This window comes from Arenimonas aestuarii, assembly GCF_054781715.1.
On record NZ_BAAGTW010000004.1, the window covers coordinates 1,052,505 to 1,078,866 of the forward strand.

The window sequence follows — 26,362 nt, forward strand, 5'->3', positions numbered from 1 at the left end:
CGGCCGGGTCAGGAGGCGTAGGGGTCCTGCAGCACGATCGTGGACTCACGGCCCGGGCCGGTGCTGACGATGGCCAGCGGGCAGCCGGCCAGTTCCTCGAGCGCGCGCAGGTAGGCGCGGGCTGCCGGCGGCAGCTTGTCCCACTCGGTGACGCCGGCGGTGGACTCGTCCCAGCCCGGGAACTCCAGGTACACCGGCGTGCACTCGTCCCAGCCGGCGGCGTCGAGCGGCGCGTATTCGGTGCGCTTGCCGCGGTATTCGTAGGCGATGCAGATCTTGAGCTTCTCCATCCCGTCCAGGATGTCGAGCTTGGTGATGCACAGGCCGGTGATGCCGTTGATGGCGACCGCGCGCTTGAGCGCGACGATGTCCATCCAGCCGCAGCGGCGCGGGCGGCCGGTGGTGGCGCCGTACTCCTGGCCGCGGTCGCGGATGCCCTGGCCGACATCGTCGTGCAGTTCGGTCGGGAACGGGCCGCCGCCGACGCGGGTGGCGTAGGCCTTGGCGATGCCCAGCACGTAGTCGATGGCGTCGGCGCCGACACCGGTGCCGGCCATGGCGCCGCCGACGGTGGTGTTGGACGAGGTGACGTAGGGATAGGTGCCGTGGTCGATGTCGAGCAGGGAACCCTGCGCGCCCTCGAACATCACCCGCTTACCCTGCTTGCGCAGCTCGTGCAGGATGCCGGCGACGTCGGCCTTCATCGGGTCGACGTACTTGCCGAACTCGAGGGCTTCATCGAGCGTCTTCTGGAAGTCCACCGCTTCGACGCCCAGGTACTTGGTGAGCACGAAGTTGTGGTAATCCATGGTCTCGCGCAGCTTGTCGGCGAGCTCCTTGGGATAGTTCAGGTCGGCGACGCGGATGCCGCGACGCGCCACCTTGTCTTCGTAGGCCGGGCCGATGCCGCGGCCGGTGGTGCCGATGGCCTTGCCGCCGGCGGCCTTCTCGCGCGCCTGGTCCAGGGCGATGTGGTACGGCATGATCAGCGGCGTCGCCGGGCTGATCTTCAGGCGCGAACGCACCTCGACGCCGTTTTCCTCGAGCTGGGCGATTTCCTTCTGCAGGGCCGCCGGGCTGAGCACCACGCCGTTGCCGATCAGGCACAGCGCGCCCTCGCGCAGGATGCCCGAGGGGATCAGGTGCAGCACGGTCTTCTTGCCCTTGATCACCAGGGTGTGGCCGGCATTGTGGCCGCCCTGGAAGCGCACGACCGCGCCGATTTCCTCGGTGAGCAGGTCGACGATCTTGCCCTTGCCCTCGTCGCCCCACTGGGCACCCAACACCACCACCGACTGACCCATGACCTGCACTCCGAATAAGGATTGGCGACGGGGCGACGGCGTCGGGCCGCCGACAGGGGCCCAGACACGGAAAAAGCCGGAGGTCGCCCCGGCTTTGGGAAATTATCCGCGTTTTCCCCGGCCGGGGCTAGCCCGGCCCGGCGAGGCCATGGCCCGCCCCGGATTCAGCCCCGGGCCCACTGCAGGGCCAGCAGGCCCAGGCCGATCATCACGGCGCCGGTGATACGCAGGGGCCGGTCGCCCAGGGCCATCAGCTGGGCAACGGCGCGCTTCCAGGCGCCCGGGGCCGCGAACAGCAGCAGCCCCTCCAGCACCAGGACCAGGCAAAGTGCCGCCCAGAGGTCAGGCATGGCTCAGCGCCCGCTGCTTTCCATGTAGCGAAGGAACTCCGAGTCCGGGTCCAGCACCAGCACCGTCTGGCCATCGGACATGGCGTTGCGGTACAGCTCGAGGCTTCGGTAGAAGGCGTAGAACTCCGGATCACCGCCGTAGGCCGCCGCGGCGATCTCGGCGGCACGCGCGTCGCCTTCACCGCGCAGCTTCTGGGCGTCGCGTTCGGCTTCGGCCAGGGTAACCACGCGCTGGCGGTCGGCCTCCGAACGGATGGTCTCGCTGAGCTCCACGCCTTCGGCGCGCAGCTGGTTGGCCACCTGGGTGCGCTCGGTGCGCATGCGGCTGTAGACCGTGGTCAGGATGTTGCTGTCGTCGGGCAGGTTGATGCGCTTGATGCGCACGTCCACCACTTCCACGCCCAGCGATTCGGCGCTTTCATTGACCTTCTTGAGGAAGGCCCCGGACAGTTCGGCCCGACCCGCGGACACCACTTCCTGCAGCGTGCGCTGGTTGATTTCGTTGCGCAGCGCGTTCTTGACGATCGGGGTCAGGCGCTGGCGCGCGGCATCCTCGCTGCCGCCACTGGCGGCGCGGTAATAGGTGGCCACGTCCTTGATGCGCCACTTGACGAAGAAGTCGACGCTGACGTCCTTCTTTTCCGACGTCAGGTAGCGTTCCGGCTGGTCGTCGAGCGAGAGGATGCGCTGGTCGAACTTGCGCACCTCCTCCACCAGCGGCCACTTGAAGTGCAGGCCGGGCTGGATGTCGGCGCGCACCACGCGGCCCAGGTTGAGCACGATGGCGGTCTGGCTTTCGTTGACGACGTAAACCGAACCCATGGCCGCCAGCAGTGCGGCGATGACGGCGAAGATGATCACGGTGAAACGGTTCATGTCAGCGGCCTCCCTGGCGACGGGTGTCGCGGGCTTCGGGCTCCGGCTCGGACGCCGCCTGGGTCGCCGGCAGGCGCAGCACCGGGGCTTCGGTCGGGATTCGGGTGCGGTTGGTCTCGCCGCCCAGCGGCAGGTACAGGATGTTGTTCTCGCCGGCGATCACCTTCGGGTTGGCCGACAGCACTTCCTGCATGGTTTCCAGGTACAGGCGCTTGCGGGTGACCTCCGGCGCCTGGCGGTACTCGTCCACCAGCAGCGTGAATCGTTCGGCGTCACCCTCGGCGCGCGCGATGGCCTGGGCGCGGTAACCCTCGGCCTCGGTGCGCATGCGCGCCGCGACGCCGCGGGCCTCGGGCACCACCTTGCTGGCGTAGGCGCGGGCTTCGTTCTGGATGCGGTCCTTGTCCTCGCGGGCGGCGATCGCATCATCGAAGGCCTGCTTCACTTCTTCCGGCGGACGCGCGTCCTGCAGGTTGAAGTTGATGACGGTCAGGCCGGTCTGGTAGAAGTCCAGCGACTCCTGCAGGCGCTCCTGCGCCGCGATCACCAGCTGGGCACGGTCGAAGAGCACCGTGTCCATGGTGTTGCGACCAACGACTTCGCGCACGGCGCTTTCGGCCGAATCCTTGAGCGTCTGCTCGGGATTGACCGAACCGAACAGGAAGGTGCGCGGATCGGTACGGCTGAACTGCACGTTGAACTTGATGTCGATCAGGTTTTCGTCCTGCGTCAGCACGCGCACCTGGTCGGTCATCTCGACCACTTCGGTGGCGGGCACCACGTAAACGGACTCGATCGGCCAGGGCCACTTGAAGTTCGGGCCCGGCATCATGATGCGGTTGAACTCGCCGAAGCGGAGCACGACGCCACGCTGGCGTTCGTCCATCAGCTTGAAGCTGTTGAACACCAGCCAGATGCCGAACAGACCGATGATCCAGGGCACTGGATTGAAACCGCCCGACGCGTTCGAGCCGCGGCCGCGGTTGCCACCGCCGCCGCCACCGAACATGCCCTTGAGGCGGTTCACGAAGGCATCAACCTCGTTGCCGGGGTCCTTGCCTTTCCAGGGATCTTGATTGCCTTTTCCAGGCTGGTTCCAGGCCATTGCTTGCTCACGCATCAGGTGGTCTCGGGATTGTAGGTAGGGGCGGCGGGGGCCACAAGCAAGAGGTCAGCCAGAAAATCACCTCCGGGCTCGGCCGCCAGGCGTTCGGCGACGGCACGCGGCAGGTCGATCTCAAGCCGCCAGCCGGCTTCGTCACTTGACTCGGCCTTCACGGCGCCGACCTCGTGAAGACGTGCACGCAGGCGGCCCTGGGCCGGCCCCAGCGCCAGTTCACCCGCCACACGGCGGTCCAGGAAACGGTCGGTCAGCAGCTCTCGCAGGCCATCGAGGCCGTCACCGGTCTTCGCCGACAGCCAGACCCGTTCACGGCCCTCGACTTCCGGGTCGCGCCGGGGCACGGCGCCTTCGATGCGGTCGATCTTGTTGAAAACCAGCACCTGGGGGATCTCGCCGGCGCCGATTTCGGCCAGCACTGCATCCACCTGGCCGATGCGCTCGTCGCGCAGTTCGTCGGCGGCGTCCACCACGTGGAGCAGCAAATCCGCGTCGCGCGCCTCGGAAAGGGTCGAGCGGAAGGCCGCGACCAGTTCATGCGGCAGGTCGCGCACGAAGCCGACCGTGTCAGAAAGCACCAGCGGCGCCACGCCCTCGATCCGGCGCGTGGTCGGGTCAAGCGTGGCGAAAAGCCGGTCGTCGGCGTAGACGCCGGAATTGGTCAGGGTGTTGAAGAGCGTGGACTTGCCGGCGTTGGTGTAACCGACCAGGGCCACGCGCGGGATGTCGTTGCGCATCCGCGCCCGGCGCATCTGCGTGCGCTGTACCTCGACCTTGTCCAGGCGCGCACGCACCGATTCGAGCTTCTTCTGCAGCATGCGCTTGTCGAGCTCGAGCTGGGTTTCACCCGGGCCGCGCAGGCCGATGGCGCCGCCGCGCTGGCGTTCGAGGTGGGTCCAGCCACGCACCAGGCGCGTGGCCCAATGCTTGAGCTGGGCCAGTTCGACCTGCAGCTTGCCTTCGTGGCTGGCCGCGCGCTGGGCGAAGATGTCCAGGATCAGGCCGGTGCGGTCGACGACCCGACGCTTGAGCACACGCTCGAGGTTGCGCTCCTGCGCAGGCGTCAACAGTTCGTTCACCAGCACCAGGTCGGCTTCCATGGCCTCGCAGGCGGATTTGACCTCGTCGAGCTTGCCGGTGCCGATGTAGTACGCCGGATTCGGCCGCTCGATACGCGCCGGCACGATGCCGACCACGGTGGCACCGGCCGAGTGGGCCAGCTCGGTGAATTCCTCGAGGCGGGACGGATCCTGCATGCCCGGCGGGTGCGGCTGCACCAGCAGGGCGCGTTCGCCCTTGCGGGCGCGTTCAAACATCAGTCGTCACGCGGATCAATCTTCCGGACCCGCTTCGTCTTCTTCGCCGTTGGCGGACGCAACCTGGCCGCCGCCCGGGCCGATACGCACGTTGCGCGCCGGAACGACGGTGGAAATGGCGTGCTTGTAGACCATCTGGCTGACCGTATTGCGCAGCAGCACCACGAACTGGTCGAAGCTTTCGATCGTGCCCTGCAGCTTGATGCCGTTGACCAGGTAGATCGAAACGGGAATGCGCTCGCGGCGCAGGGCATTGAGGAAGGGATCCTGGAGGGATTGGCCTTTGGACATCTTTTGGACTCCATCTTCTTATTGTGGCGCGCCAGCGTGGCGCGATTTGCGGCCAAAGGGTCCGGGGCCGCGAATGCCCGGAAGTCTAGCAGCTAAGGCCCCGCCGGGCGGGCCAGGAAGGCCGCCAGGCGCTGCTCCGCGAGGGCCCGTTCAGCCTGCGGATCCAGCCACAGGGCTTCGGTGCGCGCGCGCAGCCAAGTGAGCTGCCGCTTGGCCAGCTGCCGGGTGGCGGCGATGGCCTGATCCCTGAACGTGGGGGCGTCCGTCTGCCCTTCAAGGTGCGCCCAGGCCTGCCGGTAGCCCACCGCGCGCATGGACGGCAGGTCCGGATGCAGCCGCGGGTCGGCGCGCAGGCGCCGCACTTCGTCCAGGAAACCCTGCTCAAGCATCTGGTCGAACCGCTTTTCGATGCGCGCGTGCAGCACGGCCCGGTCCGCGGGCGCCAGTACCAGCCGCAGCACCCGGAACGGGAACCGGCGGCGCTCGCCCGCCTGCTGCCAGTCGCTGATCGGCCGGCCGCTGAGTCGCCAGACCTCCAGGGCGCGGGTGATGCGCTGGCTGTCGCCGGGTTTGATTCGCAGGCCGGCGGCCGGATCAATCGCCGCCATTTGGGCGTGAAGCGCCGGCCAGCCACATTCGGCCGCCTCGGCAATGATTCCGCTGCGGACCGCGGGATCCGCTTCGGGCAGCGCCGACAAGCCCTCGAGCAGCGCGCTGAAATACAGGCCGGTGCCCCCGACCAGCAGCGGCACCCTGCCCCGTTCGGCCAGGGCCCGCATCGGCGGCAGGGCCTCGCGGGCGAAGTCGGCGGCCGAGAACACCTCGTGCGGGTCGCGCACGTCCACCAGGTGGTGCGGCGCCAGGGCCAGGGTGGCGGCATCGGGCTTGGCCGAGCCGATGTCGAGGCCGCGGTAGACCAGCGCCGAATCGACGCTGATCACCTCGGTCTCCAGGCGCTGGCACCAGTCCACCGCCAGCGCCGTCTTGCCCGAGGCCGTGGGCCCCATTAGGGCAACGGCCAGCGGGCGGGTGTCGCGCATCGGTCAGTCCTCGCTGCGCCGCAGTTCGGCGTGCACGGCGTCGAACTGGCCCAGCATCGCCGGCGACGGTGCACCGCCGAAGCGGCTCACCAGCACGATCGCCAGCGTCGCCAGGGCCACGCCCGGCACCATTTCGTACAGGCCGGTGTCGAGCTGTTTCCAGCCGATCACCACCAGCGCGCCGACGATCATGCCGGCCAGCGCACCGTTGCGGGTGGTGCCCTTCCAGAACAGCGACAGGACGACCACGGGCCCGAACGCCGCGCCAAACCCTGCCCAGGCGTAGCTGACCAGGCCCAGCACGCGGCTGTCGGGATCGGCGGCCAGCCAGATCGCCAGCAGCGCCACGGCCAGCACCGCGAAGCGGCCGACCCACACCAGCTCCTTGTGGCCCGCTTTGGGACGCAGGAAGCCCTTGTAGAAATCCTCGGTGATCGCGCTCGAGCAGACCAGCAGCTGGCAGCTGAGCGTGCTCATCACCGCCGCCAGGATCGCCGACAGCAGGATGCCGGCAATCCACGGATTGAACAGCAGCGTCGAGAGCTCGATGAACACGCGCTCGGGGTTGTCGGCCACGGCGCCGGCGCGGGCCGGGTTGGACTCGAACCAGGCGATGCCGAAGAAACCCACGCCCATCGCGCCCGCCAGGCACAGGATCATCCAGGTCATCGCGATCCGGCGCGCCGGGGCAATGGTGCGCACCGATTCGGCCGCCATGAAGCGCGCCAGGATGTGCGGCTGGCCGACGTAGCCCAGGCCCCAGGCCAGCAGCGACACCACGCCCAGCACGGTGGCGCCCTTGAAGAACTGCAGGTTGGCCGGGTCGACCTGTTCGACCAGCGCGATGCTGGTTTCCGGACCACCCAGGCTGAGCACCACGAAGATGGGCGTGAGGATCAGCGCGAAGAACATCAGCGTCGCCTGCACCGTGTCGGTCCAGCTCACGGCCAGGAAGCCACCGACGAAGGTATAGAGGATGGTCGCCGCGGCGCCGTACCAGATCGCCTCGGCGTACGGCACCTCGAACACCGACTCGAACAGGCGCGCGCCGGCGACGATGCCCGCGGCGCAATACACCGCGAAGAACACCAGGATGATCGCCGCCGACACCGAGCGCAGCAGCTTGTTTCGGTCCTCGAACCGGTGCGTGAAGTAGTCCGGCAGGGTCAGGGCGTTCTGGCTGCGTTCGGTGTAAAGGCGCAGCGGCGCCGCTACATAGCGCCAGTTGGCCCAGGCGCCGATCACCAGGCCCACGGCGATCCAGGCTTCCGAAAAACCGCCAACGTAGAACGCGCCGGGCAGGCCCAGCAGCAGCCAGCCGCTCATGTCCGAGGCGCCGGCCGACAGCGCGGTGACGAAGCTGCCCAGCGAGCGGCCGCCGAGGATGTAGTCGTCGAAATTCTTGGTTGAATACCAGGCCACGAAGCCGATGCCGACCATGCCCAGGATGTAGATGGCGAAGGTGATGTGCAGCGGGGACGTCCAGTCCATGGGGGCTCCTGGGAGTGCGGGTGGCCGCCTAGCTTAGCGACTTCGCCAGTGGCCTGCCCCTTGAACACCGCGCTGCCCGGGGTATGCTGGGGGCCGGTTACCGTGGGTCCGACCGCCGTGCCGAATCTCAAGCGCTTCGCCTTCCTGCTGGTCTTCGTGGTGCCCGCGCTGATGCCCCTGGCCGCGTGGCTGGGCAGCCTGACGGGCCGGCCCGACCTGATGGCCTGGTTCCCCCTGTTCTTCCTGTTCGTGCTGCTGCCGATGGCCGATTACGCATTGGGCCACGACCCCGCGAACGTGCCATCGGGACGCGAGCGCGAGCTGTCGCAGGAACCCTGGTTCCGGGCCCTCACCCTCGCCTGCCTGCCGGTGCACCTGGCCGTGCTGGCGTGGTCGGCGCACTGGTTCGGCCAGGCCGGCTTCGGTGTTGGCGGCACGGCCGGCTGGCTGCTCTCGCAGGGCCTGGTCGGCGGCATCCTGGCCATCAACACCGCGCACGAACTGATCCACAAGGACGGTCGGCTCGAGCCCTCCGTCGGCGGCCTGCTGCTGGCCAGCGTGGGTTACCACGGCTTCAAGATCGAACACCTGCGTGGCCACCACGTGCACGTATCCACGCCCGAAGATGCCTCCAGCGCGCGCTTCGGCCAGTCGCTGTGGCATTTCCTGCCGCGCGCGCTGTGGCGCAATACGCTCAACGCCTGGCGGCTCGAAGCACGACGCCTGCGTGGCCTCGGCCTGGCGCCGTTGCATTGGCGAAACGAAATGATCGGCTGGACGCTGGCCTGGCTGGCGTTCGCGGGTATTTTCCTGGCCTGGCTGGGGGCCGTCGGGCTGGTCTTCTTCCTGGTGCAGGGCCTGCTGGCGGCGGGGTCGCTGGAGATCATCAACTACATCGAGCACTACGGCCTCGAACGCCAGCGTGGCCCCGATGGCCGCTACGAGCGCACCACCCACCTGCACAGCTGGAACTCCGACTACGCACTGTCGAACCTGCTGCTGTTCCAGCTGCAGCGCCACTCCGACCACCATGCCTTTCCCAAGCGTCGCTACGCCATCCTTCGCCACCATCCCGACAGCCCGCAGCTGCCGGGCGGCTACGCGGCGATGTTCGTGCTGGCGCTGGTGCCGCCGCTTTGGCGGCGCGTGGTCGATCCGCGGGTGCTGGGCTTTCGCACGGCGCGGGAAGCCGGGTCCGCCTGAAGCCGGCGGACCCGGAGACAATCCACAGGCCCTGTGGACAACCCTGGGAGAACGCCTGTGGATGAAACGCCAGGAGGCAGGCGGGGCAAGGGCGCCAGCCCCTTTGGTCAAGGCGTGACCAGGACCCCGGACTCAGTCATCGTCTGGCCAGCGGATCGACGGTTTTGCTGATTCGGTGGGGCGCGGTGCGGGCATCGCGGCAACGGCGGCCCACAGCTTCAGGGCGTCCACGGTGGCCGCGACGTCGTGCACGCGCAGGATGCGGGCGCCGTATTCGGCGGCAAGCACCGCGGCGGCCACCGAGGCATGCAGGCGTTGCCCGACCTCGCGACCGGTGACCTCGCCCAGGAACCGCTTGCGCGACAGCCCGGCCAGCAGCGGCTGCCCCAGGTCGAGCAGGCGCGACTGCTGGCGCAGCAGCAGCAGGTTGTGCGCGCCGGTCTTGCCGAAGCCGTAGCCCGGGTCCAGCACGATGGACGTCTTCGGGATGCCGGCCATTTCGCAGGCGAAGATGCGTTCGGCCAGGAACCGGTGCACGTCGCCGACCAGGTCGTCGTACTCCGGCGCATCCTGCATCGTGCGGGGCTCGCCCTGCATGTGCATCAGCACCACCGGCACACCGGCCGCCGCCGCCGCGTCCAGTGCGCCCTCGCGGCGCAGGGCGAAGACGTCGTTGATCAGGCCGGCGCCTGCGGCGACCGCGGCGCGCATGACCTCGGGCTTGGAGGTGTCCACCGACACCGGCAGCGAGGTTTCCGCCACCAGGCGCTCGATCACCGGAATCACCCGGCGCAGTTCTTCCTCGACCGGCACCTCGTCCGCACCGGGGCGGGTTGATTCGCCGCCGACGTCGAGCAGGTGTGCGCCCTCCTCCGCCAGCCGCAGGCCATGGGCCACGGCGGCTTCGGTGGAGTCGTGGACGCCCCCGTCGGAAAACGAATCCGGCGTGACGTTGACGATGCCCATGATCCGGGGCACGTCGAGCTTGAGCAGGCGGCCAGCGCAGTCGAGTTGGGGCGTCAGGTCGAACATCGGGACTCCAGGAACGCAAAAGGCCAGAGCTGGACTCTGGCCTTTTGCAGTCGAACCGGCAAGCGAGATCAGGTCTGCGGCATCGGTCCGCCAAGCGGGCCGGCGGCCGGGCCGGGGCCCGGGTCGTCCTTGGAAATGCGGCCGGACTTGGCCCAGTCGGCCGGCGGGCCGGGGCGACGGCCCTCCATGATGGCGTCGATCTGGTGAGCATCGATGGTTTCGTAGGTCAGCAGCGCCTCGGCCATCAGGTGCAGCTTGTCCATGTTGTTGGTCAGGATTTCCTTGGTGCGCTGGTAGGCGCGGTCCAGGATGCTGCGCACGACCTCGTCGATCTTGCGGGCGGTGTCGTCCGAAACCGACTTGTGCTGCGTGACCGAACGACCCAGGAACACCTCGTCCTCTTCGTCGCCATAGGCGATCGGACCCAGTTCGTCCGACAGGCCCCACTTGGTGGCCATGTTGCGGGCCATCTTGGTGGCGCGCTCGATGTCGTTGCTAGCGCCGGTGGTGACCTTGTCGGCGCCGAAGATCAATTCTTCGGCGACCCGGCCGCCATACAGCGAGCACAGCATCGATTCGATGTGGGTGCGGTTGTAGGAGTACTTGTCGCCCTCGGGCAGGTACATGGTGACGCCCAGCGCGCGGCCGCGCGGGATGATCGTCACCTTGTAGACCGGGTCGTGCTCGGGCACGACGCGGCCGACGATGGCATGGCCGGCCTCGTGGTAGGCGGTGAGCTTCTTTTCGTCCTCGCTCATGGCCATCGAGCGGCGCTCGGCGCCCATCAGGATCTTGTCTCGGGCGCGGTCGAAATGTTCCATGCGCACCGACTTGGCGTTTTCACGGGCCGCGAACAGCGCCGCCTCGTTGACCAGGTTGGCCAGGTCGGCGCCGCTGAAGCCCGGGGTGCCGCGCGCGATGGTCATGGCCTCGACGTCGTCGTCGATCGGCACCTTGCGCATGTGCACCTTCAGGATCATCTCGCGACCGCGCACGTCCGGCAGGCCCACGGTGACCTGGCGGTCGAAACGGCCCGGGCGCAGCAGCGCCGGGTCCAGCACGTCGGGACGGTTGGTGGCGGCGATGACGATCACGCCCTCCCCGCCCTCGAAGCCGTCCATCTCGACCAGCAGCTGGTTGAGGGTCTGCTCGCGCTCGTCGTGGCCACCGCCCAGGCCGGCGCCACGATGGCGGCCGACGGCGTCGATCTCGTCGATGAAGATGATGCAGGGCGCGTGCTTCTTGGCGGTTTCGAACATGTCGCGCACGCGGCTGGCGCCGACGCCGACGAACATCTCGACGAAATCGGAGCCCGAGATCGAGAAGAACGGCACCTTGGCCTCGCCGGCGATGGCGCGCGCCAGCAGGGTCTTGCCGGTGCCCGGCGGACCGACCATCAGCACGCCGCGCGGGATCTTGCCGCCCAGCTTCTGGAAACGGCCCGGGTCGCGCAGGAACTCGACCAGCTCACCCACTTCTTCCTTGGCTTCGTCGCAGCCGGCGACGTCGGCCAGGGTGACCTTGACGTCGTTTTCGCCCTGCAGCTTCGCCCGCGACTTGCCGAAGCTCATCGCGCCCTTGCCGCCGCCCTGCTGCATCTGCCGCATCATGAAGAACCAGAAACCGATGATCAGCGCCACCGGCAGCAGGTTGAACAGGATGCTCAGCAGCAGCGAGCGCGGCTGGGGTTTTTCCTGGGTGATCTCGACGTTGTTCTCGAACAGGGTGTCGAGCAGGCGCGAATCGTCCGGCGCGGCCGTGGTGAACACCGAATTGTCGGTGCGCTTGCCGGTGACGGAGATCTGGTCCTCGGCGATGTTCACCTCGGACACGCGGCCGCTTTTCACCTCTTCGATGAACTGGTTGTAGCTCAGTTCGGAAGTGGCCGCCCCCGGCGTCGAAAAGCTGTTGAACACCGCCATCAGCACGACGGCGATGACCAGCCAGAGCAGGAGGTTTTTTGCCAGGTCGTTCATCAGTTGCTTCCTCGTCGCTTGCCGGTGGCCAGCGCATAAACTTCGTTTGAGCGGCGTCGCGACGCCGCTGGCTTGCGGATGACCAGCTTGTCGTAGCGCGTCCTGAGTTCCTTGACGTAGGCATCGAAGCCCTCGCCCTGGAACAGCTTGATCAGGAACGCACCGCCGACCTTCAGGTGCTTGTCCGCGAAATCGCGGGCCAGTTCGGACAGGTACATCGCCCGGGCCTGATCCACGGTATCCACGCCAGTCATATTGGGGGCCATGTCGGAAAGCACAAGGTCCACCGGGGCACCGCCAAGCAAGGCTTCCAGTTCGGACAATGGCCCGTCTTCTCTGAAATCGCCGTGAATGAACTCGACCCCGGCGATCGGGGGCATGTCCAGGATATCCAGGGCCAGGACCCGGCCGCTGCCCCCCAGGTCCCGGCGCACCACCTGCGACCAGCCGCCCGGCGCGGCGCCCAGGTCGACCACCACCATGCCCGGCTTGAGCAGGCGCCCGCGTTCGATCAGCTCCTCGAGCTTGTAGGCCGCGCGCGAGCGCATGCCTTCGGACTGGGCCTTCTTAACGAAGGGGTCGTCGAAGTGCTCCTTGAGCCAACGCTGGCTGCTGCGGCTGCGGGCCATGGCCTTTACTGGGGGGGACGGGCCACCATGATACCCTAGCGCCCCTTTCGAGCCGCCTGCGAGACCATGGCCACCGCCCTGAGCAACACCCAGAAACGATACCTGCGCGGCCTGGCCCACGACCTCAAGGCCGTGCTCTTCGTCGGCGCCAAGGGCATCACCGACGCCCTGGTCGCCGAGGCCGCCCTGGCCCTGGAGCACCACGAGCTGCTGAAGGTGAAGATCCACGCCGGTGACCGCGAACTGCGCGACGAGTGGATCGCCGAGCTGGCCACGCGGGCCGACGCGGCCCTGGTCACCCGCATCGGCAACGTCGCCGTGTTCTACCGCCGGCGCGCCGAGAACCCGCTGATCGTCCTGCCCAGGGACTGAAACCTCGGGGAACGCCGTGCAGCTCTCGCAGGAAAACCCGGATTTCAGCTATGTGCTGCGCGGCACGACCGCCAGCACCGTCCTGGTCAACCAGCAGGCGCTGGACGCCAGTTTCGTGCTGGCGCCCAACCAGCTGGTGGAAAACTGGGGCCCGGCCTCGATTGACGAACTCGAACCCGGGCACATGGACACCCTGCTGGCCCTGAAACCTTCGGTGGCGATCCTGGGCACCGGGCCGCGCCAGCGATTCCCCTCGCCGGCCGTGATGGCCGCCATGCTCACGCGCGGCGTGGGCCTGGAAGTGATGGACAACGCCGCCGCGGCACGCACGTTCAACGTACTGGCGACCGAAGGCCGCACGGTCGTGGTGGCGTTCCTGCTGCCGGGCTGAAACCGGCCGGCAGGCTCACCGGGCCGGCAGCACTTGCATCGGATCCACCGGCTTGCCGTTGCGGCGCACCTCGAAGTGCAGCATGTCGCGGCTGGTGCCGGTGCGGCCGAGTTCGGCGATCTGCTGGCCGGCCTTCACCTGGGCGCCCTCGCCCACCAGGCGCCGGCGGTTGTGGGCATAAGCCGACAGCCACTCGTCGCTGTGCTTGACGATGATCAGTTCGCCATACCCCACCAGGCCCGACCCCGAATAGACGATGACGCCGTCGGCGGCGGCCACCACGGGCTGGCCGGCGTTGCCGGCGATGTCCAGGCCCTGGCGCTTGGGGTCACCGGATACGAAGCGGCCGATGACCTGGCCCTGCGTGGGCCAGCGCCAGGTGCCGCTGGCCGGCGCCGCGACCGGCACCGCGGGCACCACCGGCGCGGCCTCCGGCCGGGCGGGCACGGCCACGGGCGTCGCGGGCGTGGCCACGGGCGTCGTGGGCCGCGTCGGCGTGCTGCCTCGCGACCCGGACGGCGGCGGCGTACGCGGTGACGGCATGCCGGTCACGGCGCGGGTCGTCGACGCCCGCTGCTGGGAACGCAGGCGCAGCGTCTGCCCCGGGTAGATGGTGTAGGGCGGGCCGATCCGGTTGAGGCTGGCCACCTCGCGGTAGTCCAGGCCATGCCGGAATGCGATGCCATAAAGCGTGTCGCCGCGCTTCACCGTGTAGTCGCCGCTGCGTGGCACCGACTGCACGGCGCGATCGGGCGCCGAACGCGAACCCTCGCGCTTGACCACGCGCGAATGCCCGCAGGCGGCGACCAGGGTGATCGCCAGGATCCAGGCCAGGCAGCGGGCGAAGGAGGTCGTCATGCCCGCATATTCAACCAGACAATGGCACCCAGGATCAGCACGGCGACGATCCAGCCGACGATTTCGATATAGCGCCGGAAAACAGGCTCGACCTTCGGGCCGCCCCAGGCGACCACGCCGGCCACCAGGAAGAACCGGATGCCTCGGCCGACCAGCGAGGCCAGGACGAACGGCAGCAGCGGCATCGCGGCGGCGCCGCCAGCGACGGTGAACACCTTGAACGGGATCGGCGTGAACGCGGCGACGAACATGATCCACACGCCGTATTCCCGGAACAGCTCCTGCACCCTGTCATAGGTGTCGTCGTATCCGGCGCGTTCGATCCAGGGCATCACCGCATCGATGGCGAAATAACCCAGGCCATAACCAACGATGCCGCCCAGTACCGAGGTCAGCGTCGCGAGCAGGCCCAGCCGCCACCATCTTTCCGGCCTGGCCAGCGCCATCGGCGCCAGCATCACGTCGGTCGGCACCGGGAAGAAGATCGACTCGATGGCGGAGATGAAGGCCAGGTACCAGGGCGCGTGGCGATGGGCGGCAAGCTTGCGGCAGTGATCGTAGAGCGGTCCGAACAGCTTCATTCAAAGCGTCCCGGGCAGCAGGGGCACGAACACCACGGCACCCAGGTCTTCCTTCACCAGCTGCCCGTCCATGCGACGGATGCGCAGCAGTCGCTGCCCGTTCGGTCCACCCACCGGGGCCACGAGGGTGCCGCCTTCGGCCAGTTGTTCAAGCAGCGCCGGCTCGATCGCCGCGGCACCGGCAGTCACCAGGATGCCGCCGAACGGGGCGTACTCGGGCCAGCCGGCGCGGCCGTCGTCGTGACGGGTGCGCACGTTCAGGCCCTGGTGGCGGAAGCGCCGGCGCGCCACGCGCAGCAGTTCCTCGATGCGTTCGACGCTGTAGGTTTCCAGGCCCAGGGTGGCCAGCACCGAGGCCTGGTAGCCCGAGCCCGTGCCCACTTCCAGCACCCGCTCGGGCAGCCCGTGTTCGACCAGGGCTTCGGTCATGCGCGCCACGACCCAGGGCTGGCTGATGGTCTGGCCATTGCCGATCGGCAGCGCCGTGTCGTCATAGGCGCGGCTGGCCAGCGCTTCGTCCAGGAACAGGTGGCGCGGCACCGTGCGCATGGCGACAAGCACGCGTTCGTCGGTAATGCCGCCTTCGTTGCGCAGGCGCTCGACCATGCGGTCGCGGGCGCGCTGCGAGGTCATGCCCAGGCCCTTGGCTTCCGGACGAATTTGATAACGGGGCATCATGCCTTGAGGTTCATCCCTTCACCCAGGGCGCCGACCCAGCTGGCGACCTTTTCCAGCGCCTGGTAGCGCGTGAGGTCGACGTGGATCGGCGTGATCGAAATGCAGCCCGTACGCACCGCGTGGAAGTCGGTGCCGGGACCGGCGTCCTGCTCCGGGCCGGCGGGACCAATCCACCACATCGGGCGCCCGCGCGGGTCGACCTGCTCGACGCAGGGCTCGGCGCGGTGGCGATGACCCAGGCGGGTGACTTCGTAGCCGCGCAGCGACTGCCACGGCAGGTCAGGCACGTTGACATTGAGGATGGTGTCGGCCGGCAGCGGATCGACCAGCAGCCGCGCGGTGATCTCCAGCGCCGCGCGCGCCGCGGTTTCGTAGTGGCGCGGCGAGTTCTCGTCGGTCACCAGCGACAGCGCGACCGCCGGGTGGCCCAGGAACCGCCCCTCCATCGCCGCGGCGACGGTGCCGGAATAGATGACGTCATCGCCGAGGTTGGCGGCGGTGTTGATGCCCGAAAGCACGATGTCGGGATCGGTTTCGAGCAGGCCGGTCAGCGCCAGGTGCACGCAGTCGGTCGGCGTGCCGGTGACGCGCCAGGTGCGGTCGGCGATCTTGCGGACGCGGATGGGGCGGTCCAGGGTGAGCGAATTGCTGGCGCCGGAACGGTCGCGGTCGGGCGCCACCACCGTCACTTCGTGGCCGGCGGCACGCAGGCCCTCGGCCAGGACGCGGATGCCCGGGGCTTCCACGCCATCGTCATTGCTTACCAGTACGTGCATCAGGAGTCCCGCGGGAAGAACCCCAATGATAGCGGATGCACCGCCCGCGGCATCACCCTCACCTGCGCTGGGGTAACCTTTGTTCATGGCCAAGCGCAAGCCACCCACTTCGGTTACCGAGGATGACGCCGCCCTGTTCCGGGAGGCCATCGGTACGGTACGCCGGCTTGAAGCGCCTCCGCCGGTGCCGGCGCGACCGCGGCCGGCGCCGCGGCCGCGCATGCGTGAACTCGACGAAGCCCTTGCCCTGCAGCAGTCCCGGCAGACCGGCTGGTTCGAGGCGACCATCGAGGCGGCCGAGGCCCTGGCCTATCGCCGCGACGAAGTTCCGGAAAAGGTGCTCAAGGCGCTGAAGCGCGGCCAGTACAGCATTGGCGGCGAGCTTGACCTGCACCAGATGCGCGCCGCCGAGGCCGAACGCTGGCTGCGCGAGTTCCTGGCGCAATCACGCGCCGGCGGCCATGCCTGCGTGCGCATCATCCACGGCAAGGGCCTGCGGGCCGCCGCCGGCGGCTCGGTGCTCAAGGCCCTGGTGGACCGGATGCTTCGCCAGCGCGCGGACGTACTGGCCTACGCCTCCGCTCCGGAAGCGATGGGGGGTACCGGCGCGGTGCTGGTGCTGCTGGCCCGGAAACGACCGGGCGAGCAGGGGCCGGGCACCGGCTGACTACTCGTCCTTGCGTTCCTTGGGCGGATTGACCCAGACCACGCGCACGCCGGCCGGCCGGGCGGCCTGCTCGACGGCGAGCATGTAGTCGTTGTCGTTTCCGATCGTGGGACCGGACGCCACCTTGGTGGAATCGGTGCTGGCGCAGGCGCCGAGCAGCAGCGTCGCGGAAGCAAGGAACAGACACTTGCGGGCGGTGTTCATGGCGACCTCCTGAAGTCTGGAAAACCGCAGGTTCAGATTACTCCTCGCCGATGCCCACGCAAGTGCCCCGGTTCAGCCCCCGGTGTGCGCGTCCCGGACCTCGCCCAGTTCGGCCAGCAGCCCCGTGGCATAGGCCCCGGGCGGCAGTTCGAAGCGCAGGACCAGCTGCCCGGCGTCCGGCCACTGCCACTCCAGGCCCGCCACGCGCACGCGCAGGGCCCGGCGCTCCTGCTTGAGGCCGGCGTCCTCCAGGCCCTGGCGCAGGTCCGGGAAGGCTTCGAGCACCGCCAGCTCCAGGTCCCGGCAGGCGCCCGTGCAACGCAGTTCGCCGCGGCCCCACAGCGGGCCCGTGGCATGGATGTCCAGGCGACTGGCGCGATCGGCCAGCGCGCCATCGGCTGCCTCGGGGCCAAAAACCGACTGGCTGCCCTCGAGCATCCAGACCTCCCCGTCCCGGCCGGTGGCCCAGTCGCCGGCTTCCACGCGCGCCGACAGCACGGCATTGAACATGGCCGAACGCGCGGCCGAGAGGTAGATGGACCGCTGCTCGCGCCGCACGCGCTGGCCGGCGAACATGCGCCGGGCGGCATCGACGTTGTCGCCATCGCGACCAAAACGCTGTTCGCCGAAATAATTGGGCAGCCCGCCGCGGGCAATGGCTTCAAGGCGCTGGTCGATGGCCGCGCGTTCGCCCCGCAGCTCCCGCAGCACCAGTTCGAAGCGATTGCCGCGCAGGGCACCGCGCGGCAGCTTGCGATGGTGCCAGGCATGTTCGAGCACGCGCAGTGAGTCGTCCTGCAGGCTCGCCAGGTCTGGCGCCACCCGTTTGGGCAGGTGCACGGAAAAACGCTGCCGGGTTACCGCGTGGCGATCCTTGAGGCCGGCGTAACCGATACCGACATCCGGGATGCCGGCCCACTGCGCGAGACGGCGGGCGGCATGCACGGTGTTGATGCCGCGCTTCTCGATGCTGAGCAGCAGGTGCTCGCCCTGCCCGGCCGGCTCGAAGCCGGCCAGTTCCTCGACCTGGAAATCTTCGAGGCGGCTGCGGAAGTCCGCCGTCAGCACCGGCGCGCCGTGGCCGCCGGGCAGGCGGCTCACGAACGCTCCAGCAGCGCCACCGCCATGGCCGCCAGGCCTTCACCACGACCGGTGAAACCCAGTTTCTCCGAGGTGGTGGCCTTTACGCTGATGGCATCCACGTCGACGCCCAGGTCGGCGGCGAGGTTCGCGCGCATCGCCGGCGCATGCGCCGCGATCCGCGGCCGCTCACAGACGACGGTGAGGTCGGCATTGCCCAGCCGCCAGCCGCGCTGCGCCAGCAGCGTGGCGCAGTGGCGCAGGAAAACGCGGCTGTCGCAGTCCTTCCAGCGTTCGTCGGTCGGTGGGAAGTGCACGCCGATGTCGCCAAGCGCCAGCGCGCCCAGCAGGGCGTCGCACAGTGCATGGATGACAACGTCGCCATCGGAATGCGCCAGCACGCCGCGATCGTGGGGTATGCGCACGCCCCCCAGCACGACGTGGTCGCCGTCGCCGAACGCGTGCACGTCATAACCCTGGCCGATGCGGATGTTGGTCATTTGCCTGCTTTGGAAAGTATGAACTCGGCCAGCGCGAGATCGGCCGGGGTGGTGATCTTGAGGTTGTCGTCCCGGCCTTCGACCAGGCGGGGCTTGAGGCCCAGGCGTTCGACGGCCATGGCCTCGTCGGTGACCCGGACGCCGCTGCGCTGGGCCGCGTCCAGCGCGCGGGTTAGGCCGCCGCGGCGGAACAGCTGCGGGGTGAGGGCCCGCCAGAGTGCGTCGCGCGGTTCGGTGCCCAGGCAGCGGCGCTGGTCGTCGCCGCGCTTGAGCGTGTCGCGCACCGGCGCCGCCAGCAGGGCGCCGACGGCGTCTTCCCGGCCCTCGGCCAGCAGTCGCGCCAGGTCCTGCTTGTGCAGGCAGGGCCGCGCCGCGTCGTGCACCAGCAGCCACTGGTCTTCGCTGATGGTGGCAGGCAGGGCGTGCACCGCCGCCAGCACCGAATCCGCGCGTTCGCCGCCGCCGACGCAGGTGAGCACCGGTTTGCCGCCGATCTCGCGCCAGCCGGGCCAGGCCGCGTCGTCCTGGGCCAGCGCCACCATCACGCCGTCCACGTCGGGGTGGTCAAGCACGGCACGCAGGCTGTGTTCGAGGACGCTGCGCCCGGCCAGTGCCAGGTACTGCTTGGGCGTTCCGCCGCCGAAGCGGCTGCCGCGGCCAGCGGCGGGCACGATGGCCCAGGTCACCGGTCGTCCTCCCCGGTTTCCCCGGCCTCGGGTGCCGGCGGCGCGGGCTCGACGACGCGGTAGAAGACCTCGCCCGGCCGCACCATGCCCAGCTCGCTGCGGGCGCGGTCCTCGACCGCCGCCTCACCCGACTTGAGGTCCTCGACTTCAGCCGACAGGGCGTCGTTGCGCTGCTGCAGGCGGGCGTTCTCGCGCCGCTGTTCTTCCACGCGGCTTTCCAGCTCCCTCGCCTCGGGAAGGCCGCCGTCACCCCACCAGAACTTGAGCTGCAGGCCCATCAGGGCCAGCAGCAGCAGGGCGAATGGCCACCAACGGCGCAAGGGCGGGACTCAGCGCTTGAGGCTGACGAAGGCGTGGTTGCCGGCGTAGCGCGCCTGGTCCCCCAGCGCCTCTTCGATGCGCAGCAGCTGGTTGTACTTGGCCACGCGGTCGCTGCGGCACAGCGAACCGGTCTTGATCTGGGTGGCCGAGGTCGCCACCGCGATGTCGGCGATGGTGGTGTCCTCGGTTTCGCCGGAACGATGCGAAACCACCGCCGCGTAATTGGCGGCGTCGGCCATGGCGATGGCCTCCAGGGTTTCGGTCAGCGTGCCGATCTGGTTGACCTTGATCAGGATGGCGTTGGCGACGCCCTGGTCGATGCCATCGCGGAAGATCTTCGGGTTGGTGACGAACAGGTCGTCGCCAACCAGCTGCACCTTGCCCGCCAGGCGTTCGGTGAGCAGCTTCCAGCCGTCCCAGTCGTTTTCGGCCATGCCGTCCTCGATGGTGATGATCGGGTACTGGGCGCTCCAGCCAGCGAGGAAATCGACGAACTGCTCCGGCGAGAGCCGCTTGCCCTCGCCCACCAGGTTGTACTTGCCGTTGTCGAAGAACTCCGAGCTGGCCACGTCCAGGCCCAGCAGGATGTCTTCGCCCGCGCGATGCCCAGCCTTGCCGATGGCCTCGAGGATGACCTCGATGGCTTCTTCGTTCGAACGCAGGTCCGGCGCGAAGCCGCCCTCGTCGCCAACCGCGGTGCCCAGACCCTTGCCCTTGAGCACGGCCTTAAGCGCGTGGAAGACCTCGGTGCCGGCGCGCAGCGCTTCGGAGAAGCTGTCGAAGCCCACCGGCAGCACCATGAATTCCTGCATGTCGACATTGTTGTCGGCATGCGCGCCGCCATTGATGATGTTCATCATCGGAACCGGAAGCACCGGCTTGCGGTCGCCGGCCAGGTGCCGCCACAGCGGCAGGCCACGCGCGGCGGCCACCGCGTGGGCATTGGCCATCGAAACACCGAGCAGCGCGTTGGCGCCCAGGCGCCCCTTGTTTTCCGTGCCGTCGAGATTGATCAGCTTGCGGTCCAGGCCTTCCTGGTCGGCGCCGTCGAAACCGGCGAGCGCCTCGGCGATCGTGGTGTTGACGTTCGCCACCGCCTTGCGCACGCCCTTGCCCAGGTAACGGCTCTTGTCGCCGTCGCGCAGCTCCACCGCTTCCTTGGTGCCGGTGGAAGCGCCCGAGGGCACGGCGGCGCGGCCAACGTGGCCGCTGGCCAGGGTGACCTCGGCTTCGAGGGTGGGATTGCCGCGACTGTCGAGGATCTCGCGGGCGTGGACTTTGCTGATGATGGTCATGGCTACTTTTTTTTGCTTTGGATGGTCGGGGCTCAGGCGGTCATCGCCAGGCCGAGGATGACGAGCGCGATGCCCAGAAGCAGCGGCAGCACGTTCAGGACCAGGCCGAGCCAGGCGAACAGGCGCTTGCGCGTGCCCGCGAACAGGCCCACCGCGCCCAGGATGGCGCCCAGCACCAGCATCGCCATCGCCGCCAGCATGCCGAAGCCGATCATCATCGCCCGCGGGTCGGTTTCGGAAAGCTCGCCACCGGGTTCGTTCATGCCGACGTAGCCGGCGTATCCGAACACGCCCAGCAGGCCCAGGCCGGCGACCACCGCGATGATCGTGGCCGTGATGCCGAGGCCGGAGTGCTTCAGGGGTTCAACAACGGGGGTGTTCATGCGTCTTGCTCCAGGAATCCGTTCTTCTTGGTGATGCGGTCGAGTTCGACCAGCGTTTCCAGCAGCGCCGCCATCTTCGGCAGCGGCCAGGCATTGGGGCCGTCGGACAGGGCTTTTTCCGGATCCGGGTGGGTTTCCATGAACAGGCCGCTGATGCCCACCGCCACCGCCGCGCGCGACAGCACCGGCACGAACTCGCGCTGGCCGCCGGACTTGCCGCCGGCGCCGCCGGGGAGCTGCACGCTGTGGGTGGCGTCGAACACCACCGGGCAGCCGGTGTCGCGCATGACGCTGAGCGAGCGCATGTCGGAAACCAGGTTGTTGTAGCCGAAGCTGGCGCCGCGCTCGCAGGCCATGATCTGCTGGTTGCCGGTGGCAAGGGCCTTGTCGGTGACGTGCTTCATCTCCCAGGGCGAGAGGAACTGGCCCTTCTTGATGTTCACCGGCTTGCCGGCGCTGGCGACCTTCTGGATGAAATCGGTCTGCCGGCACAGGAAAGCCGGGGTCTGCAGCACGTCCACCACCGCGGCGACTTCGTCCATCGGCGTGTATTCATGCACGTCGGTCAGCACCGGCACGCCCAGCTGGCGCTTCACTTCCGCCAGGACCTTCAGTCCGGCCTCCAAGCCGGGACCGCGGAAACTGGTGCCCGATGTCCGGTTGGCCTTGTCGAAGCTGGACTTGAAGATGAAGGGAATCCCGAGCTTGCCGGTGATCTCCTTGAGCCGTCCGGCCGTTTCCATCTGCAGTTCCAGCGACTCGATGACGCAGGGGCCGGCGATCAGGAAAAAAGGCTGGTCCAGGCCGACCTTGAAACCACAAAGCTCCATCAGTTCACTCCCGCGGCGGATTTTTGCGCTGGCGAGACCTCGGCCAGCAGCTTGCCGCCGGCCTTGAACTCACGCGCAGCGCGGATGAAACCGATGAACAGCGGGTGGCCGTCGCGCGGCGTGGAAAGGAATTCCGGGTGTGCCTGGCAGGCGATGAACCAGGGGTGCCCCGGCAGTTCCACCATTTCCACCAGCAGGTCGTCCATGGACTTCGCGCTGATCACCAGGCCGGCGTCCTCGAGCTGGGTGCGGTAGCGGTTGTTGAACTCGTAGCGGTGGCGGTGGCGTTCGCCAACCACGTCCTTGCCATAGAGCTCGCGCGAGCGCGTGCCGGGCTTGAGCCGCTGTTCCTGCAGGCCCAGGCGCATGGTGCCGCCCAGGTCGGAGGTTTCGTCGCGGCGTTCGATCTCGCCGCTGGCGGTTCGCCATTCGGTGATCAGGCCGATCACGGGGTGGGCACAGTTGCGGTCGTTCTCGGTGCTGTTGGCGCCTTCCAGCCCGGCCACGTGGCGGGCGTAGTCAACCACCGCCGCCTGCATGCCGTAGCAGATGCCGAAATAAGGAACGTTGTGCTCGCGCGCGTACTGGGCGGTGAGCACCTTGCCCTCGAATCCGCGGTCGCCGAAGCCCCCTGGCACCAGGATGGCGTCGACGTCGGAAAGCACGGCGTCGCCGTCCTTCTCGACCTGCTCGGACTCGAGCCACTTGAGCTTCACCCGGGTGCGCTGGCGCAGGCCGCCGTGTTTCAGGGCCTCGGACAGCGACTTGTAGGCATCCTGGTGGTCCACGTACTTGCCCACCACGGCCACGGTGACCTCGTCCACCGGGTTTTCCACGGCGTCCACCACCGCCTCCCATTCCGACAGGTCGGCGGGGGCGGCCTTTTCCTCCAGCCGCAGGCGTTCGACCACGATCTGGTCGAGCTGCTGCTGGTGCAGCCACAGGGGCAGCTGGTAGATGTTGCCCACGTCCACGCAGCTGATGACGGCCTTTTCGGGCACGTTGGTGAACAGGGCGATCTTGCGGCGCTCGGAGTCGGGCAGCGGCTTTTCGCTGCGGCAGACCAGGATGTCGGGCTGGATGCCGATCGAGCGCAGTTCCTTCACGGAGTGCTGGGTGGGCTTGGTCTTGAGCTCGCCGGCGGCGGCGATCCAGGGCACCAGCGTCAGGTGCATGAAGATGGCCTGGTCGGGGCCGCGCTCGGTGCGGATCTGGCGGATGGCTTCGAGGAAAGGCAGCGATTCGATGTCGCCGACCGTGCCGCCGATTTCGACCAGGCCGACGTCGAAACCGTCGGTGGCCTCGAAGATGCAGCGCTTGATCTCGTCGGTGATGTGCGGGATCACCTGCACGGTGCCGCCCAGGTAGTCGCCGCGGCGCTCCTTGCGGATCACGTTTTCATAGATGCGGCCGGTGGTGACCGAGTTCTTGCGGCTCAGGCGCACGCGCAGGAAACGTTCGTAGTGGCCCAGGTCGAGGTCGGTTTCGGCGCCGTCGTCGGTGACGTAGACCTCGCCGTGCTGGAACGGGCTCATGGTGCCCGGGTCCACGTTGATGTACGGATCGAGCTTCATCATGGTGCACCGCAGGCCGCGGGCTTCCAGGATGGCCGCCAGCGAGGCCGCTGCGATGCCCTTGCCAAGCGAGGACACCACGCCACCGGTTACGAATATAAGACGGGTCATGGGATTTGGGGACGCTGGAAAACCGTATTCTACCGGTTGAGGCCGCCGGGGGCGAGAAACTTCTTTGCATCAAGGGCTTGCATTTCGGCCCCGGGCGCCCTGGCTTGACCGGCCCCGGGCCGCCGCGCATCCTGCCCGCCACCGCAAGACCCGCCAGGAAGGCCTTTCCCCCGCATGAACACCCGCTACAACGCCGCCGACATCGAAGTCCTGTCGGGCCTGGACCCGGTCAAACGCCGCCCCGGCATGTACACCGACACCACCCGGCCCAACCACCTGGCCCAGGAGGTCATCGACAACTCGGTGGACGAGGCCCTGGGCGGGCACGCCAAGCTGATCGAGGTGGTGCTGCATACCGACGGCAGCGTCGAGGTTTCCGACGACGGCCGCGGCATGCCCGTGGACGTGCACCCCGAGGAAGGCATCCCCGGCGTCGAACTGATCCTCACGCGCCTGCATGCAGGCGGCAAGTTCAGCGGCAAGAACTACACCTTCTCCGGTGGCCTGCACGGCGTCGGCGTCAGCGTGGTCAACGCGCTTTCGAAGAAGGTCGAGGTCTTCATCAAGCGCGACGGCCAGGAGCACCGCATGGAGTTCCGCGACGGCGACCGCAGCTCGGCCCTGGACGTGGTCGGCACGGTCGGCAAGCGCAACACCGGCACCCGCCTGCGTTTCTGGCCGGACCCGAAATACTTCGATTCGCCGAAGATTTCGATCCGCGCCCTGCGCCACCTGCTGCGCGCCAAGGCCGTGCTGTGCCCGGGCCTGACCGTGAAACTGCACGATGCCGCCAGCGGCGACAAGGACGAGTGGTACTACGAGGATGGCCTGCGCGACTACCTGCGCGGTGCGCTGGCCGACCGCGAGCTGCTGCCGGCCGAGCTGTTCGTCGGCCACCTGTCCAAGGACACCGAGATCGCCGACTGGGCCGTGGCCTGGGTGCCCGAGGGCGAACTGGTGCAGGAGAGCTACGTCAACCTCATCCCCACCGCGCAGCACGGCACCCACGTCAACGGCCTGCGCTCGGGCTTCACCGACGCCCTGCGCGAGTTCTGTGATTTCCGCAGCCTGCTGCCGCGCGGCGTGAAGCTGGCGCCCGAGGACGTCTGGGACCGCATCAGCTTCGTGCTGAGCCTGAAGATGACCGACCCGCAGTTCAGCGGCCAGACCAAGGAACGCCTGAGCTCGCGCCAGGCCGCGGCCTTCGTCGAGGGCGCGGCGCACGACGCGTTTTCGCTCTGGCTCAACCAGCACGTGGAGCTTGGCACCCAGATCGCCCAGCTGGCGATTGACCGCGCCGCCGCCCGGCTCAAGTCCGAAAAGCAGGTGGTGCGCAAGAAGATTACCCAGGGCCCGGCCCTGCCCGGCAAGCTGGCCGACTGCATCAGCCAGGACCTGGGCCGCACCGAGCTGTTCCTGGTCGAGGGTGACTCCGCCGGCGGCAGCGCCAAGCAGGCCCGCGACAAGGAGTTCCAGGCCATCCTGCCCCTGCGCGGCAAGATCCTGAACACCTGGGAGGTCGAATCCGGCGGCGTGCTGGCCTCGAACGAGGTGCACGACCTGGCCGTGGCCATCGGCTGCGACCCGGGCGTGGACAACATCGACGGCCTTCGCTACGGAAAGGTGATCATCCTGGCCGACGCCGATTCCGACGGCCTGCACATCGCCACCTTGCTGGCCGCCCTGTTCCTGCGCCATTTCCCGGCCCTGGTGGCGGCGGGCAACATCTTCGTGGCGATGCCGCCGCTGTTCCGCGTCGACGTGGGCAAGCAGGTGTTCTACGCCCTGGACGAGGAAGAAAAGCGCCTGCTGCTTGACCGCATCGAGCGCGAAAAAATCCGCGGCCAGGTCAGCGTCACCCGCTTCAAGGGCCTGGGCGAGATGAATCCCTCGCAGCTGCGCGAATCCACGGTCCACCCCGATACCCGCCGCCTGGTCCAGCTGACGGTGGACGATGCCGACCAGACCCGCTCGCTGATGGACCTGCTGCTGGCCAAGAAGCGCGCTGGCGACCGCAAGGCCTGGCTGGAATCGAAGGGCGACCTGGCTTCGCTGGAAGTCTGAGCGGCCCCGCCCGGGCCCGAACAGGGCCGGCCAGCCCCCCGATCACGGGCGAAACCGTGACGAAGCTCCCGGAAAGGTGACGCGCCGCGTCACATTTTCACCCCGCCTGCCCCGGCCAGGCTGCCGTTCGTCGGCCGGACGGCCGGTGACGGCCCCGGTTTGCGTGCGGCCGCGCCGTCACATACCGTGAACCCCTTCACATTTCCGAACGCCTGCCCATCCGGTTCGCCCCGGGGTGAACTGGTTGGCACGCTTCCTGCTTTAGTCCTTTCGCCCGCAGTTTGCGTGCCCCAGGTCGGTGAGCCGGCCCGGAATGTCGACCAAACAGTCCAGTCGTTTCACCTAAAGCAAACTTCAAAGGAA

29 protein-coding genes are annotated in these 26,362 nt (G+C 68.3%); 5 read left to right on the plus strand and 24 right to left on the minus strand.

What is annotated here, in order from left to right; all coding sequences use genetic code 11:
- Positions 1 to 8: 8 nt before the first annotated feature.
- From ACYVJH_RS05940 to putP, 8 genes are all read right to left on the minus strand, one after another.
- Positions 9 to 1,304, minus strand: a complete 1,296-nt coding sequence (locus ACYVJH_RS05940; protein ID WP_460453694.1) for an adenylosuccinate synthase — start codon at positions 1,302 to 1,304, stop codon at positions 9 to 11.
- A gap of 164 nt (positions 1,305 to 1,468) precedes the next feature.
- The gene (locus tag ACYVJH_RS05945; protein WP_460453695.1) at positions 1,469 to 1,654 is read right to left on the minus strand and encodes a DUF2065 family protein; all 186 of its coding nucleotides are present in this window, start codon (positions 1,652 to 1,654) and stop codon (positions 1,469 to 1,471) included.
- Between the two features lie 3 nt (positions 1,655 to 1,657).
- The gene (hflC, locus tag ACYVJH_RS05950) at positions 1,658 to 2,530 is read right to left on the minus strand and encodes a protease modulator HflC (protein ID WP_460453696.1); all 873 of its coding nucleotides are present in this window, start codon (positions 2,528 to 2,530) and stop codon (positions 1,658 to 1,660) included.
- 1 nt (position 2,531) lies between these two features.
- Positions 2,532 to 3,635 carry an FtsH protease activity modulator HflK gene (gene hflK, locus ACYVJH_RS05955; protein ID WP_460454274.1) on the minus strand — a complete coding sequence of 368 codons (1,104 nt, stop codon included), beginning with the start codon at positions 3,633 to 3,635 and terminating at the stop codon, positions 2,532 to 2,534.
- Positions 3,636 to 3,649: 14 nt separating this feature from the next.
- Positions 3,650 to 4,966, minus strand: coding sequence for a ribosome rescue GTPase HflX (hflX, locus tag ACYVJH_RS05960; protein ID WP_460453697.1), 1,317 nt, complete (start codon positions 4,964 to 4,966; stop codon positions 3,650 to 3,652).
- A 15-nt stretch (positions 4,967 to 4,981) separates the two neighbouring features.
- Complete coding sequence (gene hfq, locus ACYVJH_RS05965) at positions 4,982 to 5,257, minus strand: RNA chaperone Hfq (RefSeq protein WP_460453698.1); 276 nt, start codon at positions 5,255 to 5,257, stop codon at positions 4,982 to 4,984.
- A gap of 92 nt (positions 5,258 to 5,349) precedes the next feature.
- Complete coding sequence (gene miaA / locus ACYVJH_RS05970) at positions 5,350 to 6,297, minus strand: tRNA (adenosine(37)-N6)-dimethylallyltransferase MiaA (RefSeq protein ID WP_460453699.1); 948 nt, start codon at positions 6,295 to 6,297, stop codon at positions 5,350 to 5,352.
- 3 nt (positions 6,298 to 6,300) lie between these two features.
- On the minus strand, positions 6,301 to 7,788 hold the full coding sequence (putP, locus tag ACYVJH_RS05975; protein WP_460453700.1) for a sodium/proline symporter PutP: 1,488 nt from the start codon (positions 7,786 to 7,788) through the stop codon (positions 6,301 to 6,303).
- 117 nt (positions 7,789 to 7,905) lie between these two features.
- On the opposite strand from putP, the gene ACYVJH_RS05980 reads away from it, so the two are divergent.
- Positions 7,906 to 8,991 carry an alkane 1-monooxygenase gene (locus ACYVJH_RS05980; protein WP_460453701.1) on the plus strand — a complete coding sequence of 362 codons (1,086 nt, stop codon included), beginning with the start codon at positions 7,906 to 7,908 and terminating at the stop codon, positions 8,989 to 8,991.
- Between the two features lie 132 nt (positions 8,992 to 9,123).
- Here ACYVJH_RS05980 and folP read toward each other — a convergent pair whose 3' ends face one another.
- From folP to rlmE, 3 genes are all read right to left on the minus strand, one after another.
- Positions 9,124 to 10,023: a dihydropteroate synthase gene (gene folP, locus ACYVJH_RS05985; protein ID WP_460453702.1), complete on the minus strand. Its 900-nt coding sequence runs from the start codon at positions 10,021 to 10,023 to the stop codon at positions 9,124 to 9,126.
- A gap of 68 nt (positions 10,024 to 10,091) precedes the next feature.
- The gene (gene ftsH / locus ACYVJH_RS05990) at positions 10,092 to 11,999 is read right to left on the minus strand and encodes an ATP-dependent zinc metalloprotease FtsH (RefSeq protein WP_460453703.1); all 1,908 of its coding nucleotides are present in this window, start codon (positions 11,997 to 11,999) and stop codon (positions 10,092 to 10,094) included.
- Positions 11,999 to 12,628, minus strand: coding sequence for a 23S rRNA (uridine(2552)-2'-O)-methyltransferase RlmE (gene rlmE, locus ACYVJH_RS05995; protein ID WP_460453704.1), 630 nt, complete (start codon positions 12,626 to 12,628; stop codon positions 11,999 to 12,001). Before rlmE ends, ftsH begins: the two co-directional genes overlap by 1 nt.
- A 66-nt stretch (positions 12,629 to 12,694) precedes the next feature.
- Between rlmE and yhbY the strand changes: the two genes are divergently transcribed.
- Both yhbY and ACYVJH_RS06005 read left to right on the plus strand, forming a co-directional pair.
- A complete protein-coding gene (yhbY, locus tag ACYVJH_RS06000; RefSeq protein WP_460453705.1) occupies positions 12,695 to 13,000 on the plus strand; it encodes a ribosome assembly RNA-binding protein YhbY in 306 nt (101 codons plus the stop codon).
- Between the two features lie 16 nt (positions 13,001 to 13,016).
- Positions 13,017 to 13,391: an Mth938-like domain-containing protein gene (locus tag ACYVJH_RS06005; RefSeq protein WP_460453706.1), complete on the plus strand. Its 375-nt coding sequence runs from the start codon at positions 13,017 to 13,019 to the stop codon at positions 13,389 to 13,391.
- 15 nt (positions 13,392 to 13,406) lie between these two features.
- Here ACYVJH_RS06005 and ACYVJH_RS06010 read toward each other — a convergent pair whose 3' ends face one another.
- The 4 genes from ACYVJH_RS06010 to surE are packed head-to-tail and all read right to left on the minus strand — an operon-like array spanning position 13,407 to position 16,284.
- On the minus strand, positions 13,407 to 14,249 hold the full coding sequence (locus tag ACYVJH_RS06010) for a peptidoglycan DD-metalloendopeptidase family protein (RefSeq protein WP_460453707.1): 843 nt from the start codon (positions 14,247 to 14,249) through the stop codon (positions 13,407 to 13,409).
- Positions 14,246 to 14,830 carry a YqaA family protein gene (locus tag ACYVJH_RS06015; protein ID WP_460453708.1) on the minus strand — a complete coding sequence of 195 codons (585 nt, stop codon included), beginning with the start codon at positions 14,828 to 14,830 and terminating at the stop codon, positions 14,246 to 14,248. The genes ACYVJH_RS06010 and ACYVJH_RS06015 overlap by 4 nt, the downstream gene beginning before the upstream one ends.
- Positions 14,831 to 15,508, minus strand: a complete 678-nt coding sequence (locus ACYVJH_RS06020) for a protein-L-isoaspartate(D-aspartate) O-methyltransferase (protein WP_460453709.1) — start codon at positions 15,506 to 15,508, stop codon at positions 14,831 to 14,833.
- Entirely contained in the window at positions 15,505 to 16,284 is a 780-nt protein-coding gene (gene surE, locus ACYVJH_RS06025; RefSeq protein WP_460453710.1) for a 5'/3'-nucleotidase SurE, read from the minus strand. Before surE ends, ACYVJH_RS06020 begins: the two co-directional genes overlap by 4 nt.
- Positions 16,285 to 16,369: 85 nt before the next feature.
- Between surE and ACYVJH_RS06030 the strand changes: the two genes are divergently transcribed.
- A complete protein-coding gene (locus ACYVJH_RS06030) occupies positions 16,370 to 16,951 on the plus strand; it encodes a Smr/MutS family protein (RefSeq protein ID WP_460453711.1) in 582 nt (193 codons plus the stop codon).
- Here the strand turns inward: ACYVJH_RS06030 and ACYVJH_RS06035 are convergent, their stop codons facing one another.
- The 9 genes from ACYVJH_RS06035 to ACYVJH_RS06075 form a co-directional block, all read right to left on the minus strand.
- On the minus strand, positions 16,952 to 17,155 hold the full coding sequence (locus ACYVJH_RS06035) for a hypothetical protein (RefSeq protein WP_460453712.1): 204 nt from the start codon (positions 17,153 to 17,155) through the stop codon (positions 16,952 to 16,954). It abuts the gene before it with no gap.
- Between the two features lie 72 nt (positions 17,156 to 17,227).
- On the minus strand, positions 17,228 to 18,256 hold the full coding sequence (gene truD, locus ACYVJH_RS06040; protein ID WP_460453713.1) for a tRNA pseudouridine(13) synthase TruD: 1,029 nt from the start codon (positions 18,254 to 18,256) through the stop codon (positions 17,228 to 17,230).
- Positions 18,253 to 18,735 (minus strand): 2-C-methyl-D-erythritol 2,4-cyclodiphosphate synthase, encoded by a 483-nt coding sequence (ispF, locus tag ACYVJH_RS06045; RefSeq protein WP_460453714.1) that lies wholly within the window; start codon positions 18,733 to 18,735, stop codon positions 18,253 to 18,255. Before ispF ends, truD begins: the two co-directional genes overlap by 4 nt.
- The gene (ispD, locus tag ACYVJH_RS06050; protein WP_460453715.1) at positions 18,732 to 19,421 is read right to left on the minus strand and encodes a 2-C-methyl-D-erythritol 4-phosphate cytidylyltransferase; all 690 of its coding nucleotides are present in this window, start codon (positions 19,419 to 19,421) and stop codon (positions 18,732 to 18,734) included. The genes ispF and ispD overlap by 4 nt, the downstream gene beginning before the upstream one ends.
- Positions 19,418 to 19,741 carry a cell division protein FtsB gene (gene ftsB / locus ACYVJH_RS06055; RefSeq protein ID WP_460453716.1) on the minus strand — a complete coding sequence of 108 codons (324 nt, stop codon included), beginning with the start codon at positions 19,739 to 19,741 and terminating at the stop codon, positions 19,418 to 19,420. The genes ispD and ftsB overlap by 4 nt, the downstream gene beginning before the upstream one ends.
- Before the next feature lie 9 nt (positions 19,742 to 19,750).
- Positions 19,751 to 21,037: a phosphopyruvate hydratase gene (gene eno, locus ACYVJH_RS06060; RefSeq protein ID WP_460453717.1), complete on the minus strand. Its 1,287-nt coding sequence runs from the start codon at positions 21,035 to 21,037 to the stop codon at positions 19,751 to 19,753.
- Between the two features lie 32 nt (positions 21,038 to 21,069).
- A complete protein-coding gene (locus tag ACYVJH_RS06065; RefSeq protein ID WP_460453718.1) occupies positions 21,070 to 21,420 on the minus strand; it encodes a hypothetical protein in 351 nt (116 codons plus the stop codon).
- A complete protein-coding gene (kdsA, locus tag ACYVJH_RS06070; RefSeq protein WP_460453719.1) occupies positions 21,417 to 22,250 on the minus strand; it encodes a 3-deoxy-8-phosphooctulonate synthase in 834 nt (277 codons plus the stop codon). The genes ACYVJH_RS06065 and kdsA overlap by 4 nt, the downstream gene beginning before the upstream one ends.
- On the minus strand, positions 22,250 to 23,935 hold the full coding sequence (locus tag ACYVJH_RS06075) for a CTP synthase (RefSeq protein WP_460453720.1): 1,686 nt from the start codon (positions 23,933 to 23,935) through the stop codon (positions 22,250 to 22,252). Before ACYVJH_RS06075 ends, kdsA begins: the two co-directional genes overlap by 1 nt.
- Positions 23,936 to 24,109: 174 nt before the next feature.
- Between ACYVJH_RS06075 and parE the strand changes: the two genes are divergently transcribed.
- Entirely contained in the window at positions 24,110 to 25,999 is a 1,890-nt protein-coding gene (parE, locus tag ACYVJH_RS06080) for a DNA topoisomerase IV subunit B (RefSeq protein ID WP_460453721.1), read from the plus strand.
- Positions 26,000 to 26,362 lie beyond the last annotated feature (363 nt).

Coding starts and splice junctions, on each gene's coding strand:
- ACYVJH_RS05940 (WP_460453694.1), bottom strand. CDS start 1,304: ATGGGTCAGTCGGTGGTGGTGTTGGGTGCCCAGTGGGGCGACGAGGGC.
- ACYVJH_RS05945 (WP_460453695.1), bottom strand. CDS start 1,654: ATGCCTGACCTCTGGGCGGCACTTTGCCTGGTCCTGGTGCTGGAGGGG.
- hflC (WP_460453696.1), bottom strand. CDS start 2,530: ATGAACCGTTTCACCGTGATCATCTTCGCCGTCATCGCCGCACTGCTG.
- hflK (WP_460454274.1), bottom strand. CDS start 3,635: ATGGCCTGGAACCAGCCTGGAAAAGGCAATCAAGATCCCTGGAAAGGC.
- hflX (WP_460453697.1), bottom strand. CDS start 4,966: ATGTTTGAACGCGCCCGCAAGGGCGAACGCGCCCTGCTGGTGCAGCCG.
- hfq (WP_460453698.1), bottom strand. CDS start 5,257: ATGTCCAAAGGCCAATCCCTCCAGGATCCCTTCCTCAATGCCCTGCGC.
- miaA (WP_460453699.1), bottom strand. CDS start 6,297: ATGCGCGACACCCGCCCGCTGGCCGTTGCCCTAATGGGGCCCACGGCC.
- putP (WP_460453700.1), bottom strand. CDS start 7,788: ATGGACTGGACGTCCCCGCTGCACATCACCTTCGCCATCTACATCCTG.
- folP (WP_460453702.1), bottom strand. CDS start 10,023: ATGTTCGACCTGACGCCCCAACTCGACTGCGCTGGCCGCCTGCTCAAG.
- ftsH (WP_460453703.1), bottom strand. CDS start 11,999: ATGAACGACCTGGCAAAAAACCTCCTGCTCTGGCTGGTCATCGCCGTC.
- rlmE (WP_460453704.1), bottom strand. CDS start 12,628: ATGGCCCGCAGCCGCAGCAGCCAGCGTTGGCTCAAGGAGCACTTCGAC.
- yhbY (WP_460453705.1), top strand. CDS start 12,695: ATGGCCACCGCCCTGAGCAACACCCAGAAACGATACCTGCGCGGCCTG.
- ACYVJH_RS06010 (WP_460453707.1), bottom strand. CDS start 14,249: ATGACGACCTCCTTCGCCCGCTGCCTGGCCTGGATCCTGGCGATCACC.
- ACYVJH_RS06015 (WP_460453708.1), bottom strand. CDS start 14,830: ATGAAGCTGTTCGGACCGCTCTACGATCACTGCCGCAAGCTTGCCGCC.
- ACYVJH_RS06020 (WP_460453709.1), bottom strand. CDS start 15,508: ATGATGCCCCGTTATCAAATTCGTCCGGAAGCCAAGGGCCTGGGCATG.
- surE (WP_460453710.1), bottom strand. CDS start 16,284: ATGCACGTACTGGTAAGCAATGACGATGGCGTGGAAGCCCCGGGCATC.
- ACYVJH_RS06030 (WP_460453711.1), top strand. CDS start 16,370: ATGGCCAAGCGCAAGCCACCCACTTCGGTTACCGAGGATGACGCCGCC.
- ACYVJH_RS06035 (WP_460453712.1), bottom strand. CDS start 17,155: ATGAACACCGCCCGCAAGTGTCTGTTCCTTGCTTCCGCGACGCTGCTG.
- ispF (WP_460453714.1), bottom strand. CDS start 18,735: ATGACCAACATCCGCATCGGCCAGGGTTATGACGTGCACGCGTTCGGC.
- eno (WP_460453717.1), bottom strand. CDS start 21,037: ATGACCATCATCAGCAAAGTCCACGCCCGCGAGATCCTCGACAGTCGC.
- ACYVJH_RS06065 (WP_460453718.1), bottom strand. CDS start 21,420: ATGAACACCCCCGTTGTTGAACCCCTGAAGCACTCCGGCCTCGGCATC.
- kdsA (WP_460453719.1), bottom strand. CDS start 22,250: ATGGAGCTTTGTGGTTTCAAGGTCGGCCTGGACCAGCCTTTTTTCCTG.
- ACYVJH_RS06075 (WP_460453720.1), bottom strand. CDS start 23,935: ATGACCCGTCTTATATTCGTAACCGGTGGCGTGGTGTCCTCGCTTGGC.
- parE (WP_460453721.1), top strand. CDS start 24,110: ATGAACACCCGCTACAACGCCGCCGACATCGAAGTCCTGTCGGGCCTG.